The 16,580-nt window shown below is 50.4% G+C and carries 15 protein-coding genes; 10 read left to right on the top strand and 5 right to left on the bottom strand.

Annotated features, from left to right (window positions below):
- Positions 1 to 5: 5 nt before the first annotated feature.
- Positions 6 to 761, bottom strand: coding sequence for an SDR family oxidoreductase (locus tag HGH92_RS19665; RefSeq protein ID WP_247654983.1), 756 nt, complete (start codon positions 759 to 761; stop codon positions 6 to 8).
- A 170-nt stretch (positions 762 to 931) separates the two neighbouring features.
- On the opposite strand from HGH92_RS19665, the gene HGH92_RS19660 reads away from it, so the two are divergent.
- The 6 genes from HGH92_RS19660 (at position 932) to HGH92_RS19635 (ending at position 6,935) form a co-directional block, all read left to right on the top strand.
- A complete protein-coding gene (locus HGH92_RS19660; protein WP_168872456.1) occupies positions 932 to 2,398 on the top strand; it encodes a hypothetical protein in 1,467 nt (488 codons plus the stop codon).
- A gap of 64 nt (positions 2,399 to 2,462) precedes the next feature.
- The gene (locus HGH92_RS19655) at positions 2,463 to 3,512 is read left to right on the top strand and encodes a glycoside hydrolase family 5 protein (RefSeq protein ID WP_168872455.1); all 1,050 of its coding nucleotides are present in this window, start codon (positions 2,463 to 2,465) and stop codon (positions 3,510 to 3,512) included.
- Positions 3,513 to 3,681: 169 nt separating this feature from the next.
- Positions 3,682 to 3,882, top strand: a complete 201-nt coding sequence (locus tag HGH92_RS19650; protein ID WP_168872454.1) for a hypothetical protein — start codon at positions 3,682 to 3,684, stop codon at positions 3,880 to 3,882.
- Positions 3,883 to 3,937: 55 nt separating this feature from the next.
- Positions 3,938 to 4,135 carry a class I lanthipeptide gene (locus HGH92_RS19645; protein ID WP_168872453.1) on the top strand — a complete coding sequence of 66 codons (198 nt, stop codon included), beginning with the start codon at positions 3,938 to 3,940 and terminating at the stop codon, positions 4,133 to 4,135.
- Between the two features lie 60 nt (positions 4,136 to 4,195).
- On the top strand, positions 4,196 to 5,398 hold the full coding sequence (locus HGH92_RS19640) for a lanthionine synthetase LanC family protein (protein WP_168872452.1): 1,203 nt from the start codon (positions 4,196 to 4,198) through the stop codon (positions 5,396 to 5,398).
- Positions 5,399 to 5,486: 88 nt separating this feature from the next.
- The gene (locus HGH92_RS19635) at positions 5,487 to 6,935 is read left to right on the top strand and encodes an amino acid permease (RefSeq protein WP_211092677.1); all 1,449 of its coding nucleotides are present in this window, start codon (positions 5,487 to 5,489) and stop codon (positions 6,933 to 6,935) included.
- 84 nt (positions 6,936 to 7,019) lie between these two features.
- Here HGH92_RS19635 and HGH92_RS19630 read toward each other — a convergent pair whose 3' ends face one another.
- From HGH92_RS19630 to HGH92_RS19615, 4 genes are all read right to left on the bottom strand, one after another.
- Positions 7,020 to 8,504: a LamG-like jellyroll fold domain-containing protein gene (locus HGH92_RS19630; protein WP_168872451.1), complete on the bottom strand. Its 1,485-nt coding sequence runs from the start codon at positions 8,502 to 8,504 to the stop codon at positions 7,020 to 7,022.
- 63 nt (positions 8,505 to 8,567) lie between these two features.
- Positions 8,568 to 9,044, bottom strand: a complete 477-nt coding sequence (locus HGH92_RS19625) for a YbaK/EbsC family protein (protein WP_168872450.1) — start codon at positions 9,042 to 9,044, stop codon at positions 8,568 to 8,570.
- A 62-nt stretch (positions 9,045 to 9,106) separates the two neighbouring features.
- Positions 9,107 to 11,500 (bottom strand): phosphoenolpyruvate synthase, encoded by a 2,394-nt coding sequence (ppsA, locus tag HGH92_RS19620; protein ID WP_168872449.1) that lies wholly within the window; start codon positions 11,498 to 11,500, stop codon positions 9,107 to 9,109.
- A gap of 12 nt (positions 11,501 to 11,512) precedes the next feature.
- On the bottom strand, positions 11,513 to 12,355 hold the full coding sequence (locus HGH92_RS19615) for a universal stress protein (RefSeq protein WP_168872448.1): 843 nt from the start codon (positions 12,353 to 12,355) through the stop codon (positions 11,513 to 11,515).
- A 197-nt stretch (positions 12,356 to 12,552) separates the two neighbouring features.
- Between HGH92_RS19615 and HGH92_RS19610 the strand changes: the two genes are divergently transcribed.
- From HGH92_RS19610 to HGH92_RS19595, 4 genes are all read left to right on the top strand, one after another.
- Positions 12,553 to 13,044: a hypothetical protein gene (locus HGH92_RS19610; RefSeq protein ID WP_168872447.1), complete on the top strand. Its 492-nt coding sequence runs from the start codon at positions 12,553 to 12,555 to the stop codon at positions 13,042 to 13,044.
- A gap of 98 nt (positions 13,045 to 13,142) precedes the next feature.
- Positions 13,143 to 14,225 carry a linear amide C-N hydrolase gene (locus HGH92_RS19605; protein ID WP_168872446.1) on the top strand — a complete coding sequence of 361 codons (1,083 nt, stop codon included), beginning with the start codon at positions 13,143 to 13,145 and terminating at the stop codon, positions 14,223 to 14,225.
- A gap of 206 nt (positions 14,226 to 14,431) precedes the next feature.
- Positions 14,432 to 15,310 carry an AraC family transcriptional regulator gene (locus HGH92_RS19600; protein WP_168872445.1) on the top strand — a complete coding sequence of 293 codons (879 nt, stop codon included), beginning with the start codon at positions 14,432 to 14,434 and terminating at the stop codon, positions 15,308 to 15,310.
- A gap of 242 nt (positions 15,311 to 15,552) precedes the next feature.
- Positions 15,553 to 16,575: an efflux RND transporter periplasmic adaptor subunit gene (locus HGH92_RS19595; protein ID WP_168872444.1), complete on the top strand. Its 1,023-nt coding sequence runs from the start codon at positions 15,553 to 15,555 to the stop codon at positions 16,573 to 16,575.
- Positions 16,576 to 16,580: the final 5 nt, after the last annotated feature.

Here is a 16,580-nt window from a genome sequence, read left to right as displayed (position 1 = left end):
CCGGACTATTTCGCATTCGACAGCCCGCCGTCCACCAGTATTTCAGCGCCATGAATATATCCCGCATCAGGCGAGGCCAGGAACAAGACGGTCTTCGCTATTTCCCACGGCTCTCCGAAACGTTTATACGGTAACGTTGGTATCACACTGTCAACTGCTCCCCTGATCTCTTCAGCTGACAAACCGGTATTGTTAAAAATGTTGGTCCTGATATATCCCGGACTGATACCATTGACCCGTATACCTCTGGCGGTGCACTCCATAGAAAAGGTTTTAATGAAAGACTGCACAGCCGCTTTGGCCGCAGTGTACACAGAGAAGTGCTGTATACCAAAGGACGTTACAAAAGACGTGTTCAGGATAATGGCACCCCCGGATGTCATCATCGGCAACAGCTGCTGTACGGTAAAGAAAGTTCCCTTCACCAGTATATCGAACAACTCATCAAAATGTGCTTCGTTCACCTGTTCAATGGGGGCGAACTTTCCATATCCGGCATTAACGAACAGTACATCGACAGTAGCCGTATGTTGCCGTAGCTGCGCCGGCAGCGCAAGGATGTCTGTCATCTTTCCCGCGTCGGAGACGATGCCGGCAGCCATTGGCCCCAGTGCTGCCACTGCTTTATCTACCGTTTCCCGGCTTCTGCCTGTAATGATCACACGGGCGCCGGCCCCTATAAATTCCTGTGCGGTGGCAAAGCCCATTCCATTGGTGCCTCCTGTTATGAAGACCACCTTTCCGTTAAATTGCTGCATCATATTATCAGTAAATTATACTGCAAAGGTGCTGATGGACTCTCAGCCTGAAAACCCGATTATTGCTGTATTTCCGCAGCAGAAAGATAATAATTTCTTAACCTGCCAACCCCTCAACTGTCAGTAGGAAAGCAGTCATTGTAATTAATATTAGTAACAAATAAAGTTGTGCTATGCCCTATTTCCCTCAAACGTTCCGGCAATATGTACTGAAGAACCCTTTCAACCGCCAGTACCTAAAGATTGCGGCTATTGCCATCCTGGTACAGCTGGTGATTTTTAAGGTCCTTTATCCGTATGGTGATTTTTTTTCAGACTCCTATAGTTACATCTATGCCGCCATCCTCAAACAGGAGGTGAACCTCTGGCCTATCGGCTATACTGTTTTTCTGCGGCTCTTCCACGTGATCAGTCATTCAGATACCGCGCTGGTGGCTTTTCAGTATATACTGGCACAATGTGCTGCGCTCTACCTGTTTTTTACGGTGAGTTACTGGCTACAACCCGGAGAGCAAACAAGAAAGGTGATTTTTTATGTGTTGTTGTTCAATCCGCTGATCCTCTATATCTGCAACTATATTTCCAGCGACGGGTTGTTCCTTGCGCTGAGCCTCATCTGGTTCGCCCAGTTGTTATGGCTGATATACCGTCCTTCCTGGCTTTTGTTGCTGGCACACGCCATCATCATCGCCATAGCGTTTACCGTCCGGTACAATGCCATGTATTATCCGCTGATCACTGCGCTGGTGTTGTTGCGGTGCCGGCAGAAAATTTCCTTTAAGCTGGTGGGCATCATAGCGCCGCTGGTATTGATAGCGGGATTTATCAAATTTACAGAGCAGGCCACCCGTAAGGTGACCGGCACTGCCCAGTTCTCTGTTTTCGGTGGCTGGCAGATGGCCAACAACGCCCTGTACATGTTTCCCTACCTGAAAGATTATCCGGAGCCACCGGCAGGCTGCGAAGCATTCCATAAGGAGGTGGTACATTTCTTCCGTGATATTGTTCCTAAAGGAGGTGCAATTCCTTCTCCTATCGATGGAGCCGTTTACCTCAAACACCCCCAGGCGCCGCTAAAAAAATATATGGAGATGACCTATGGCCCGAAAGACGATTCCACCGGCGGTATTCAGTCATGGGGCAGTGTGTCGCCGGTATACGGAAAATACGGCAGTTACATGATCCGGCAACATCCCTTTTATTTTGCACGTTATTTCCTGTTGCCCAATACCCTGAATTATTTTGTGCCGCCGCTGGAGAAATTATCGGAGTATAACCTTGGTAGTTATCATGTGTCCGGCACGGCGGTATACTGGTTTCATTATCCCTCTAAAGAGTTGAGCTCAGTGGCTTCTATCAATGCCCAAAAAGCATTGTTGTTTTTCTTTCCTTTTATCTTCGGACTGTTGAACCTGGCGTTTTTGGGGTTGATCGTTAAATGGGCCGTGTCCGCCACACGCAAGGCTGCTGACCGGCCATACCGTGACAGCCTGCTGCTGGTGTTTGTAACGCTGTTGGTCAATGCAGGGTTTGGCATTCTCGCCTCTCCGATCGTTTTCCGTTACCAAGTATTCCCGATGATCCTCTGTTTCCTGTTTATCAGTGTACTGATCGATAAACTTAAACCAGAGTTGCAGTAAAGATGAATTAACATTGTTGAATGGAAAGGATAGTAGATATTTGACAGCATTATTAAATGCTATCATGAAATATCCTGCCCGTTTTTTGTTCCTCATTGTATTGTTTTGTCGTTTTTCAGCCAGTGCCCAGTCCCCATGGCCTGCAGAAAAAGCCGCTGCCTGGTATCAGCAGCAGGGCTGGCTGCTCGGGGCCAATTTTATTCCTTCTACGGCTGTCAATCAACTGGAGATGTGGCAGGCAGCTACTTTTGACACGGCCACCATCAACAGGGAGCTGGGTTACGCTGCTGAAACCGGGTTTAACATCATGCGGGTATATCTGCACCACCTGGCATGGCAACAGGACCGCGAAGGTTTCAAACAACGGGTCAGCCAATACCTCGATATTGCCTCCCGCCATCATATAGGCACCATGTTCGTTTTCTTTGACGACTGCTGGCGAGATACCTACCAGCCAGGCCCGCAGCCTGCGCCTGTTCCCGGCGTGCATAACAGCGGCTGGCTCAAGGACCCCGGCGGACTGATAGACCGCGATTCCACACTGATGGACACCCTCCGTGTATATGTGCAGGATATCATCCGTACTTTTAAACAGGACCAGCGGGTCACCATCTGGGACCTGTACAATGAACCAGGGCATTTTAAACACGGCGCCAAAAGCTGGCCGCTGTTGAAAAATGTAGTCGCCTGGGCACGCGCAGAGGCGCCTCTCCAACCCCTCACGATCGGCATATGGAACGCGGAATTCACCGACTTCAACCAATACCAGCTCGAACAATCAGATATTATCACGTTTCATAATTATCGTGACAGCACTTCCATGCAGGGCGCCATCGACACACTGTTGCGGTACAACAGGCCCATTATCTGCTCCGAGTATATGAAGCGGCCCAACAACAGCACTTTCGCCACACATCTTCCTATGATGAAAAAAGCCGGCATCGGGGCCATCAACTGGGGATTGGTGGCTGGTAAAACGCAAACCAACTATCCACAGGGAAACAAAGGCGGAGAGCCGGAACCAGCCATCTGGTATCATGATATTTTCCGGGCAGACGGCACGCCTTTCGATGCAAAGGAAACAGCGTTCATCCGGGAAATAAGCGGGAAATAACCACCCTCATTGCGGTTATATCGCATGCGGACATATCCACGTATGTCCGTAAAACTTTCCATGTCTAATTTTTCGTTACGCCCCCTGCCAACGAACAAAATAAAAGGTTTACATTTAATATACCTGTAAATGATTCCCGCTGCTTTTTTAACCCGTAAACGATAAATCTATGCATCCGGAAAAATTATCCCTCGACAGAAAACTCTTCCTGCAAAAAGAAACAGTTGCCGTTATGAACCCGGTGGAGGTGGTCCAGAGTCCACAGGCCATCAGCGCCCCTTACAATACAGCGCTTTCCATGGACTCACCGGCACGTTGTTTCCCATGTTGCGATGCGCCCCCGATTACTTTTGTTACCTGTCGTAATTAAGCAAGTGCTGCTGTAAATATTCCCTCAGCTTTTCTTAACCTGTAAACCATAATTTATGCAACCGGAAAAACTGTCCCTCGACAAAAAACTCTTCCTTCAGAAAGAGACCATCGCTGTGATGAACGAAACAGACGTGATCGATTCACCACAGGCGGTGAGTGCTCCTTTCCGTACTGCTCTTTCCATGGACTCCCCATTGCGGTGCTGGCCCTGCTGTGCCCAGCCTAACACCCAGGCAGGCTGTCCTAATTGATTTTCATTTTGACAAAGCATGGCAGCCGTTGTGCTGTCATGCTTTTTTAATTCCGTATGTATGACAACCAGCTCTGTGCTGACCCGGATTTACCAGGACCATCTGCGGTTACTGGCCTCCAAAACCTATGACCCGTATTCTGCAGAGAGCCTTTTAAAAGGGCCCTGGGGGGTATTACTGTATCTTTTTTATTATGAGAGATATGTAGACAACAGTGCGCCCTGTGCGGGCAGCTGGTTACAACAACTGTACAGTACCCTCCAGCCGCAGCCGGTGGCCGGCTACTCCTACTGTAACGGTACCACAGGCCCGTTCTGGCTACTGCATCATCTGCATAAACATCATTTTATTGATATTGATATCAACGGGTTAGCCGAAGGTTATATTCCGGCGGCCATCGCAGAAAGTGAAAAGTGCCTGTCAGTACAGAACTTTGATTTTCTGCATGGCAGCGCCGGCATCTGCCATCATCTGCTGGACTATACCCACCATGAAGCGGTACGACTGCACCTGGAGAAATTTGTGACAGCCTTGGCTGCGGCCAGCAGGATGACCGCCAACGGCCGCAGCCTGCCGGTATTTGTGCTCTTTGAAAAACCAGTTGACGCGGGAGTGGACACCTTCAGCCTGGCGCACGGCACCTGTAGCCTGCTGATATTGCTGTCGCGGGCGTGTATCGCCGGCATAGCCCCAGACACCTGCCGGCAGCTGATCAGAGAGTGTATCGACTTTATGTGGCATCATCAGAATCCACGGCAGCCGGATACGCCTCATGCATTGTTTCCCGGCATCCTCGATGGACGGGCGCCCTACAGCCGCCTGTCATGGTGCTACGGCGATTTTAACGTGGCCCTCGCATTATGGCAATGTGGCAAAACATTACAGGAAAACACCTGGCAGGAGCATGCGCTGGACGTTATGCATTATACGCTGCGGCGGAATACCGACCAGGCCGCAGGTATCGTCGATGCCTGCCTGTGCCACGGCTCCGCAGGTATCGCTGCTTTTTACCGCCGCTTCTGGTATGAAACCGGTGAACCAGCCTTCCGGACCGCAGCAGACCACTGGCACCAAAATACCTTGCAGAAGGTCGTCTTCTCTGACCAACCCGGCATCTACGGCATCCGTGGCTGGGAAGGGACCGACAAACAATGGGAATACTGCTGGGACCTGCTGGACGGCAGCAGTGGCATCGGCCTGTCCCTCTTGTCCCATATAACCGGCAACCCCCTGCCCTGGGACGAGGCTTTCCTGCTGTCCTGATATAATTTACTTTTCTAATAAGTGAAATATTATTAGTTTACATTTTTCAGAAATTACGCATCTTGCAACCTTACCCACCGTTTTTACCTTGGAAGAACTGATACAAACCAAAGAACAACCAACTCCGCAGAAGCTTAAAAGAGGCCTGCAAAACAGACACATTCAACTGATTGCACTGGGCGGCGCTATCGGCACCGGCCTGTTTCTGGGCATAGGCCCCGCCGCTGTACTGGCCGGTCCTTCTGTTATCCTCGGATATGCGATGGCAGGTGTTATCGCCTTCTTTATCATGCGCCAGCTGGGCGAAATGGTGGTGGAAGAACCCGTGTCCGGCAGCTTCAGCCACTTTGCCTATAAATACTGGGGCACCTTTGCGGGCTTCGCTTCCGGCTGGAACTACTGGATACTCTACATCCTGGTGAGCATGTCCGAACTGACGGCCATCGGCGTATACGTGCATTTCTGGTGGCCGGAAATACCGCTATGGACTTCCAGCCTGTTCTTTTTTGTGGCCATCAACGCCCTGAACCTCAGTTCCGTAAAAGTATACGGCGAAGCAGAATTCTGGTTCTCCATTGTAAAAGTGATCGCCATTATCTCGATGATCGTTTTTGGCGTTTACCTGCTCTTTAGCGGCAGTGGCGGTACACAGGCCAGCGTAGAAAATCTCTGGAATGACGGAGGCTTCTTCCCGAAAGGATTACTGGAAAAAGGTGCCGACGGTAAATACCAGGGCCTCTTTGCTGCCATCGCCATGATCATGTTCTCCTTCGGTGGACTGGAACTGATCGGCATTACGGCCGCGGAAGCCGACAAACCGGAGAAAACCATCCCCAAGGCCACCAACCAGGTGATCTACCGTATCCTCATCTTTTATGTAGGCGCGCTGATTATCCTCTTCTCCCTATCTCCCTGGAAAAGCATCACCACAGACAGCAGCCCGTTTGTAATGGTATTTGAAAGCCTTAAGGGATTTGAATTCACCCTTTTCGGTAAAACCATCTACTTCACCAGCCTGATCGCCAATGTGCTGAATCTCATTGTGCTCACAGCAGCCCTGTCGGTATACAACAGTTGCGTATACAGCAACAGCCGCATGTTGTACGGCCTTGCGCAGCAAGGCAATGCCCCGGCTTTTTTATCGCAGCTCAATAAAAACCATGTGCCGGTAAAAGCCACGCTGGTATCCGCGTTGTTTGCCGCTATCTGCATTGTGGTCAACAAACTCATACCAGAACAGGCGCTGGAAGTACTGATGTCACTCGTGGTATCCGCCCTGATCATCAACTGGATCATGATCAGCGTGGTACACATCAAATTCAGGCAACAGAAGAACCTGGAACAGCTGCCTACCAAATTCCCGTCGTTCATCTATCCGTTGTCTAACTATATCTGCCTGATATTCCTGGTGGGTATTTTAGTATTGATGTGGATCACCGGAATGAAGCTGCCGGTGGAAATGATCCCGATATGGCTGGTTTTCCTGTATGTCTGCTATGCTATTTTAAACAGAAACAAAACTGCGCAGGCGGGTTAGCACCCTGCGCATTGATATAAAAACATGACGGCCGTCTGCGGAACTTTCCACAGACGGCCGCTTTATTTCGGGAATGGCTATACTTTAATTGATCTTAAATACAGTCACCATCGCTGCATGGTCCGATGGGTAACGCACCGGATGCGTGGTAATGGCAAAGGACTGTAACGGCTGCAGTTTACTTCCTTTGTAATAAATATAATCAATGCGGTCTTTGAAGGCATGCAGCAGCATAGGGCTCCAGGTAATGCCTCTGTCTTTCAGCGGATCGGGGTGCAACTGCCGGTAGCTGTCCTTAAAGCCGGCGTCCTGCATGATGCGGCTCTGCGGGAAAGGCATCACATATCCTCCGTTCAGATGACGCGTGCTTTCCACCCAGTCCAGGTGAGATCCACTGTTAAAATCGCCACAGAAGATGACCGGTATTTTATCCGCATCGGCCACCGGTTGACGGATAGCCTGCAGGTTCTCTTTCAGTTGAGCGGCATTCACCCGGTCCATGGCTGCCAGCAGGGTATCCGGCAAAGGTTCTTTTTTCTCCAGCAGGTCCCAATAATCCAACGGATAATTCAACCAGTTGGTGATGAAAGCCACCTGCTGATGATCATTTAACCGGATATAGGCTCCTCCGTTGCAAAAAGGCTTGGCGCCGTTGAGCGTTTCCGCAATCGGATAACGGCTCATGATGCTGAGGTTAGTGCTGCGCAGGTAAAAATAGTACCCCAGCGCGTCCGCTATTTTTTCGCCGGAGCCATAGGTTTCCTGCATGGAAACGATATCGGCGCCCGACTGGCGGATGATGTCCACCACGCGCTGCGGACCGGTGCCTTTGCCGGTTTCGTTGCCGCCATGATAGATATTGAAGTTCATCACTGTAAGCGGTTCTCCTGCGGGCATTACAGGGGTAGCTGGTGCCTTAAAGTAACGGGCGTAGGAAGCATGCACCTGTTGTGGAGAGAGCACTGATTTATATAAAGTCACTTCATCCAGCGCACCGTTGAACGTGTTCCATTCCTGCAAGTCACCTGAAGGCCGGCCGCCGGCGAAGAGCGTATCTGCCATGTTCGCCACAGGAAGCGCCGGCACATGATAGATGGCCACCTGCAAGCCGTCGTAATAAAGGGCTGCTTCCATTTTTGCAGCATCATAGCTGTAGGTCAACTGGTGCCATTTCCGGTCGCGGATACTTTGTCTTTGTGGCGTAGGGTAGTACGTATAACGTGCACGGCTATTCACCGTTTGCCAATACCAGGCGCCGTTGGCCTGTACGCCCAGCTCCCAGCCTTCGTTGTTGCCGGTGGCGGAAAGCAGCACATACGAGGCATCGTCAGGTGCAGCCTTTGCCCAGCACTGGGCGGTGAAAGAGCCGCCATATGGCCCGGAAAAACCGGTCAGCGGCACCGGATGGCGAACCGCCACCTGGTTATCAAGATTAAGCGCGGTGCCCTCCACGCCGGCACAGGTTTGCCAGGATGGACTTTTGTCAAATGACTGGCGGTAGTCGGGCGATTGAGCGGAAAGCGCCATGGCAGACAGCCCGAAGGCTGCTGTCAGGAGAATATTTTTCATTGTTCGTGTTTTAGGATAGGGCAACAAAATACAGGAAGACAGGCAATTTTCCTTTTTTTTTCGTCAACGGTCCTGCGGTTTGGTCACATCCACCCATTTCACAAGGCCGGTCATCTCCTCCATTTCAGCAATGGTCATTTTAATCGCAGAATTGCTGCTGCCGCATGCAGGGTATACGTTATCAAAAGCTTTCAGGGATTCATCGAGGTATACTTTAACGCCAGCTTTCACGCCGAACGGACATACGCCGCCCACCGCATGTCCGATCATCGGTTCCACTTCTTCAAAAGATAACATGCGGGCTTTAAAACCAAATTCATCCTTAAACTTTTTACTGTCAATTTTATGGTACCCGGAAGCAATGATCAACAATGCACCTCCGTTTGCATCATGCAGGGAGATGGATTTCGCGATTTGCGCACCATCCACGCCCAACGCCTGGCCGGCCAGTTCCACTGTAGCACTGGAAGTGGCCAGCTCAATAATATCCTTGTCACGGTTCCATTTCCGAAGATGTTCTCTTACCTTTTCTATAGCCATCGCATAATCTTTTGGTAAGAGATAAAAATAAAAAAGACTGGCAATAAAAAAGACCCCAATCTTTAAAAAGCGGAAGACACCGCACCATTCTTTTCTGCCTCCCTGATATTGGTGATCCCGTTGATCAAGGCATCCGGATTAAATGAAATACTGTTAATGCCTTCTTTCACCAGGAATGCGGCAAAGTCAGGAAAATCACTGGGTGCCTGCCCGCAGAGCCCAATCCGTACCCCTGCTTTTCGTGCGGCCTGTATCATCATGGCTATCATTTTTTTGGGAGCAGGGTCTTCTTCACTGAAAAGATCAGCTACCAGGGCCGAATCACGGTCCAGCCCTAATGTCAGCTGTGTCAGGTCGTTAGAGCCGATGGAAAAACCGTCGAATATTTCTGCAAAAGCTTCCGCTTCCAATACATTGGATGGAATTTCAGCCATCACATATACTTCAAGGCCAGCTGCCCGGGAGAGGCCATAGGCGGCCATTACAGACAACACTTTTTTGCCTTCTGCCACGGTGCGGCAAAATGGTATCATTACTTTCACGTTCGTCAGTCCCATTTCTTCCCGTACTTTTTTTATCGCTGCACATTCCAGTCCAAATCCTTCCCGGTATAACGGGTTATAGTAACGGGAGGCTCCCCGGAAGCCTAACATGGGGTTTTCTTCCAACGGTTCAAAATCCTTACCACCCAGCAATTGCGCATACTCATTGGTTTTGAAATCACTCATGCGCACGATCACATCTTTTGGATAGAAGGCAGCCGCAATAGTGGCAATGCCCTGTGATAACTTGTCTATGAAAAACTGTTGTTTGTCTGCATACTGACCGGTTAAAGCTGCTATCATTGATTTTTCCCTTTCATCCTTCAGCTGGTCAAAATGTACGAGCGCCATGGGGTGTATCCGGACAGCGTGCGTGATAATAAATTCCATCCTCAGTAGCCCTACCCCATCGTTAGGATAAAACGACAGCCGGAAGGCCTGGTCAGGATCACTGATAATGAGTGATGCCTCTGTACTTTCCGGCATGGTAATATCTGATAATGCTATTTCTTTCTTTTCATAGTCCAGCTTACCGGCGTACACGTAACCGGTTTTCCCTTCGCAGCAGGACACTGTAATCACTTCTCCATCACGGACGGCAGCAGTAGCGCCAACAGCGCCGACAATAGCCGGCACGCCCAGCTCCCTTGCCACGATGGCTGCATGGCTTGTCCGGCCCCCGCTGTCGGTGACGATAGCCGCTACCTTCTTTAACACAGGGTCCCAGTCCGGGCTTGTATTACCGGTGATCACAATATCACCCTCCTGCAGTTTTTCCGCTTCCAGGGGAGAATCGAGCAGCCGTGCGGTACCGGTGGCCACTTTTTCACCGACAGCATCTCCTTTCACCAGTACAGGGCCTTTTTCTCTCAGCAGATACTGTTGCTGGCTGGCCATTGTTTTGCGGGAATGCACTGTTTCCGGACGTGCCTGTAACAGGAACAATTCTCCACTGGTCCCATCTTTCGCCCATTCAATATCCATTGGGCAATGATAGTGCGTTTCTATCTCCAATGCCCAGGACGCCAGTTTCAGCACTTCTTCGTCGTTCAGTACAAAACGCCGGCGGTCTTCTTCCTTAGTGGGTTTGTTGATGACCGGTGAAGTGGCGCCCGGCGTATCGTCCATACAGAGCGTCCACGCTTTATCGCCCAGTTTCTTTTGCAGGATGGCATTTTTTCCCGCACGCAGCGTAGGTTTAAAGACATAAAAGTCATCCGGCATGACCTTTCCCTGTACTATATTTTCACCCAGGCCCCAAATACCGGACAACAATATCACATCGCGGAAACCTGATTCCGGTTCAAGTGTAAAACCCACCCCTGAGCAGCCGTTATCTGTTTGCACCATCTCCTGGACACCGGCAGACAGGGCTATTTTTCCATGTTCAAACCCGTTGTCTTCACGGTATTTAATTGCCCTGTCGGTGTACAGGGAGGTAAAACAACGATGCACGGCCAGTAACACTGCCTGTTCGCCGGAAATATTCAGATAAGATTCGTGTTGCCCGGCAAAGCTGGCTTCCGGCATATCTTCTGCCGTGGCGCTGCTTCTTACGGCGACGGCCAGGTCTCCTTCTTTTTTCAGCCGATGATAAGCAGCCACTATCTCCGTTTTCAGTTTATCCGGCAAAGCGGCATTCTGCATGAGCTTTCGGGCAGCAGCTCCTATTTCAGCGAGATTGGAAAAGCTGCTCCGGTCCAGTTGTTGCATCAGCGTGGCCAACGGGTCACGGAGAGCATTGGCGTCCATAAAAGCCCAGAAAGCTGCTGCTGTAGTGGCAAATCCGGCCGGCACCCGGATGCCTTTGTCTGCCAGCGCGGTGGTCATTTCCCCCAGGGAAGCGTTTTTCCCTCCCACAATAGCCACATCTGATAAACGGACAGTCGAAAAATCCCTGATGAAGTGGTCCATAGTAAAAAGATTTTATTTGTTATGCGCAATAAACAAAGGCAGGTCCACCTCCGACATCAATACATCTGCCATACTTTCCCGGAACCAGCGCGACACAGCTCCCCGTCGGTAGGCGCCCAATACCACCAGGGTGCCCTTAGGCCGGTTCTTCAGATACCGGATAATTTCTGTTTCGGGATCACCGTCCACCACATGATAGGCGGCAGCCGGAAAACGACTGTGAATAAAATCCCGGATCAGTTGTTTGTTCTGCAAATGATTACCTTCTGCATTGACAGACAGCACAGTGACCGTAACAGGAAATTGTAATGTGAGCAGGTAGCTGTACATTTTAATGGCATATACCGAGGACGGTTCACCGTCATACAGCAGCACCACATCAGACCAGTCGGCCATCAGCGGCGATTTGCCGGAGGGTGTTAACAACACGGGGCACTGCACATCTGTTAACAGGTCCCGGATAAAACGGGTGGGCGTCTTTGCCGGTTCATGGGTGAATGTCTCTTTCCGGTCAACCACCAACAGGTCTGCATAGATACTCGTTTCCAGTGCTTCCGGCAGCGATACATTGCGATGGCGGTGTATGCTGTAAGCCACGCCTGCTTTCTGACAGGCAGCCTCAAAAGTAACTGCTGCGGCTTTCCTGCTGGCTTCGTCCGCAGCCTCCAGCCGGCTGATGGTGGCCGGGTCCGCGCCGGACTTCAGTACCTGGTACATACCGAAACTGTTATAGGTAAAATCTTCCGGTAACACCCCGGTAACGTGTGCCTGCTGATGCTGCGCTATCATCAGCGCATATTGTTGTACGTTCTCAGAGTACTTCAGGCCATCCAGTATGGCAGCAATTCTGATCATAGTGTAGCATTTATCTAAAGTTCGCCAGAAGTATGTCCCTGACATATGACCATTGTTACCCCTCCGGTTGATTCCTGTCACATTCCGGGAAAGCTGACCACTATCAAACCGGCATATGACTGGCATCATTTCAGGGCCTGGCGGTTCCTGTTAACTTCAATATGTGAATAATTTTTACTCATTAAATACCTACTGTTATGCATGCCAATATATTTTCCGCCACTTACTTCATCGCCAATGGCACAAGCCTGGTAATCCTGGCATTTGCCATTTTCCGGCCGGTAGTGGCACAACTACTGTTATCGCTGTTGTTTATAGGGGCAGGCGTTTTTAATGGAGCAATGGCCATTATACATCCGGAACTTTTTATGGCTTATGGCGCAATGACACCCTTTGCCACATACGAACAATTTATTTACGGTGCTTTCAGTCATAACGTTACCGCCATAGTGGTGGCAATTTCCCTGTGTCAACTGGCAATGGGGGCTTTCATCAGTTACAAAAAACCACTGTTACAGATAGGTCTGGGGGCCGCTATTCTCTTTTTATTGGCCATAACACCCCTGGGGGCCGGTTCCGCGTTTCCATCCACCCTTATCCTGGTGGCCGCAGCGACTACGGTACTGTATAAACAGCGTTCTCCGGAGGCGCATGACCTTTATGATACCTTACATCATTTCAGGGGATAACATTTTATTTCAAACAATCAGGAATCCGCACTTGTTGTAACCCTTGCCGGTGTTTACCGGACCAATACCTTTGATTTATTCACCCCAATAACATTGCAATGAAAACCGGATTATTTAAAACCCTGTGTTACTCCCTCGGTATTTCGCTGTTGGCCTCCCCTATCACCGTTCCGGCCTGTACAGGTATCCAGCTGAGGGCAAGAGATGGCGCTGTGATCTGCGCCCGTACCCTGGAATTTTACAATGACCTGCAGGCGCAGGTTGTCGTGTATCCAAGGAATTATCCCTTTAACGCCGTTAGTCCCGGCGGTGCCAATAAAGGGCTGTACTGGAAAGCCCGGTACGCCATTGTTGGTATCAATTCCATGGGCAAAGACGCTATCGCGGACGGCATGAACGAAAAAGGCCTGGCCGTGGGTCTGTACTATTTACCCGGATACGCTGGTTATATGAATGTTCCGCCCAAGAAAATCGCCAAATCGCTCAGCTCTACCGACGTATCAGCGTGGCTGCTATCCAATTTCGCCACGGTTGACCAGGTGAAACACGCTATAGACAGCGGTATTCTGATCAACAAAGGCATCCCCCTGTACGTCAACGGCGGCATTCCCTTCCCGCTGCATTACAGTGTACACGACGCGGAGGGCAAGTCGCTCGTGATAGAATGTGTGAATGGAAAGCTGTATAGTTACAACAACCCGCTGGGCGTGCTGACCAATTCACCCACCTTCGACTGGCATATGGCCAACCTGCAGCAGTACCTGAATTCCCGCCCTTCCGATGCGTGCCTGAAAATGGGAGAAGACACCATCCGTTCATTCGGACAAGGTAATGGACTGGTAGGCATCCCCGGCGATTTTACGCCTTCTTCCCGCTTTGTACGCGCCGTGGCCTATACCCAGAGCATGGACCCGTCGCCTTCCGCAGACGAGGCCGTGACGCAGGCTTTCCAGATCCTCAACGCCTTTGATATCCCCAAGGGGGTCATCAAAGACCGCGCACACCCCGGCAATAACGTATATACGCTGTGGACCTGCGCCAATGACCTGAAAAACAAACGGCTCTACTTCCATACCGTCAACAACAGGACCCTCCATATGATTGACCTCATGAGATATATCAACACCGATAAGGTGCTCTTCTTCCCGATGGACGATCCCATGGAAGTAGTCCAAAACTGACCCCGGTTTTTATCGTTTATATACTCCCGTGATCTTATTTTCAGTAGATTGCGGGGGTATTTTTTTTATAGGTGCAACCGACTTTCTGACCAGATTTACCGACTAATCAACCTTTGATAACCGCACAGATAGATTGACCTTTGCCCTGTCCGAAAAACAGCACTGCGAACAGCTATATGACACAACGGAAAGAACACGGAGGAATAATGAAACAGGCGGAATTTATTCGCAGCGCCGGACTGGAGGACCCGTTGGGTATAGGGCTCTTTGTTTCTGTCGATATAAACATGATCGAATATGATCATATTAAATCCAATTTCCGGTCAGACTTCACCAGCATCCTTCTCATACAACAAGGCAGGATGCAGGGCAACCTGGACAGAAAAGTATATCACCTGGAAGCCAACGACCTGCTGCTGATCCCACCACATACCATGAAAAAATCAGTGGCGGTAGACAAATCCTGTATCATCTCCGGCCTGAATTTCACCCTGGACTTTATGGTGGAAATAGGGTTGCCCGCCAATAAAATGGAGCTGTACGATTATTTTACGTCGAAGTATTCCCCGCATTGGAAACTCTCTCCGGCAGACGCACAGCTGATGCTCTCCCATTTCCGGCAACTGGCGGCCCGCATGGAGGATATGAAGGAAAAACAACCTTTTGCCAGAGAGAAGCTACAGCATACCTTTCTGTTGTTCCTCTATGAAATGGCAGCCCTCAGCACAAGGTATACGGAGTTAATAAACCCGGCGGTCTCCCGGAAAGAAAGCCTGGTGATCCGCTTCACCAACCTGGTGCAGGCACATTTCAAGAGTCAGCGCAATGTGCAGCAATATGCAGAGCAGCTGTTCGTCACCGCCAAGTACCTGACCGAAACAGTAAAAGAATTTACCGGTAAAAGCGCCGGCGAAATCATCGATGACTATGTAGTACTGGAAGCAAAACTGCTGCTCGACAATCCCAAACTTAGCATTGCCGAGATCACCGAAATCCTGCACTTCAGCGACCAGTCTTTTTTCGGTAAATATTTCAAACGCCATACCGGCTACTCTCCCAAGGCTTTCCGGGCATTAGGGCAATAAAATGTTCCCCCTGAAAATTCTTGTTACTAACAGTGTAACAGTTGTAGGTTTTAATTACAGGCCGAAGCACTCCTGCTCCGGCCTTATTTTCGTATAGTCGTTTTAGTTATACCTGAAAAACAAACCGACATTCTGACCAGATTTCCCGATGTATCAACCTTTTCCCGCCGCTGTACCGCCCCTAATTTTGTTGCGCGAAAAACAATTTGTATTCAATCATACTATAAAATAAGATTATGCCGATGACGTACAGACCCGTTTCCTTTTTGATCATCACCACCCTGCTGGCCGCCTGCGGCAGCAAGGAAGTGCAGCAGGAGCAACAGGCGCCGGTAAAAGTGACCGCAACAAAAGTCAGCCTCAATGATATGCCGCAAACCTTCACCTACTCCGGCACCATAGAGCCTGACAACACCGCCGATATTGGCTTTGCCGTACCGGGCGTGGTGAACGGCATTCTTGTGGAAGAAGGACAGCTGGTCCGGCAGGGGCAATTACTGGCCACCCTCGACGCTACAGAATACAGCAATGCGCTCACCATCGCCAACGCAGGACTGGACCAGGCGGAAGATATGTACCGCCGCCTGAATGACCTGTATCAGAAAGGCAGTCTGCCGGCGAAAGACTACATCGACATAAAGACCAAACTGGCACAGGCCAAAGCCAATAAAGAAATCAGCGCCAAACATATCGCGGACAGCAGATTGTACGCACCTATCACCGGTATCGTCAGCGCCCGTAAAATAGAAAGAGGCAGCGCCGCAGCTCCCGGCGTACCGGCGTTCACCATTGTAAAAACCGACATGGTGTATGCCCGGGCCTCCGTTCCGGAAAGTGAGGTAGGCGCCATCCCCCATGGTGGCAGCGCACTGGTCTACATCCCCACGCTACAGGACAGCGCAGCAGGAAAAATCACCATCATCAACCCACAGGCCGACGCCACTTCACGCACCTATAACATCAAAATAAAATTATCCAATAACAACGGACGCCTGCTTCCCGGCATGCTCACTGAAATCCGCCTCAACACCGGCAGAAGTGCCAACAACCTGACAGTGCCCGCCACGGCCGTAGTACGCGATGCGGACGACCTGACCTACGTCTTCATCACCAACGCACAACATCAGGCTGTACGCAAAAGAGTGACCGTAGGCGCCCTCACCGGCAAAAATGAAGTGGTGATCACCACCGGCCTGCAAGGCGGTGAACAGGTGATCACCTCCGGGCTCACCAACATCAAAGACGGCACCGCCGTGAGCCTCTAACAGCC

The organism is Chitinophaga varians (assembly GCF_012641275.1).
Taxonomy (GTDB): Bacteria; Bacteroidota; Bacteroidia; order Chitinophagales; family Chitinophagaceae; genus Chitinophaga; species Chitinophaga varians_A.
The sequence above is the reverse complement of the archived record's forward strand: the minus strand, read 5'-3'. Positions and strand labels throughout refer to the sequence as shown.

Bases quoted from the DNA above. Each gene is read 5' to 3' on its own strand.
- HGH92_RS19595 (WP_168872444.1), top strand. From the start codon at position 15,553: ATGACGTACAGACCCGTTTCCTTTTTGATCATCACCACCCTGCTGGCC.
- HGH92_RS19665 (WP_247654983.1), bottom strand. From the start codon at position 761: ATGATGCAGCAATTTAACGGAAAGGTGGTCTTCATAACAGGAGGCACC.
- HGH92_RS19615 (WP_168872448.1), bottom strand. From the start codon at position 12,355: ATGATCAGAATTGCTGCCATACTGGATGGCCTGAAGTACTCTGAGAAC.
- HGH92_RS19650 (WP_168872454.1), top strand. From the start codon at position 3,682: ATGCATCCGGAAAAATTATCCCTCGACAGAAAACTCTTCCTGCAAAAA.
- HGH92_RS19630 (WP_168872451.1), bottom strand. From the start codon at position 8,504: ATGAAAAATATTCTCCTGACAGCAGCCTTCGGGCTGTCTGCCATGGCG.
- HGH92_RS19625 (WP_168872450.1), bottom strand. From the start codon at position 9,044: ATGGCTATAGAAAAGGTAAGAGAACATCTTCGGAAATGGAACCGTGAC.
- HGH92_RS19660 (WP_168872456.1), top strand. From the start codon at position 932: ATGCCCTATTTCCCTCAAACGTTCCGGCAATATGTACTGAAGAACCCT.
- ppsA (WP_168872449.1), bottom strand. From the start codon at position 11,500: ATGGACCACTTCATCAGGGATTTTTCGACTGTCCGTTTATCAGATGTG.
- HGH92_RS19655 (WP_168872455.1), top strand. From the start codon at position 2,463: ATGAAATATCCTGCCCGTTTTTTGTTCCTCATTGTATTGTTTTGTCGT.
- HGH92_RS19600 (WP_168872445.1), top strand. From the start codon at position 14,432: ATGAAACAGGCGGAATTTATTCGCAGCGCCGGACTGGAGGACCCGTTG.
- HGH92_RS19610 (WP_168872447.1), top strand. From the start codon at position 12,553: ATGCATGCCAATATATTTTCCGCCACTTACTTCATCGCCAATGGCACA.
- HGH92_RS19645 (WP_168872453.1), top strand. From the start codon at position 3,938: ATGCAACCGGAAAAACTGTCCCTCGACAAAAAACTCTTCCTTCAGAAA.
- HGH92_RS19605 (WP_168872446.1), top strand. From the start codon at position 13,143: ATGAAAACCGGATTATTTAAAACCCTGTGTTACTCCCTCGGTATTTCG.
- HGH92_RS19640 (WP_168872452.1), top strand. From the start codon at position 4,196: ATGACAACCAGCTCTGTGCTGACCCGGATTTACCAGGACCATCTGCGG.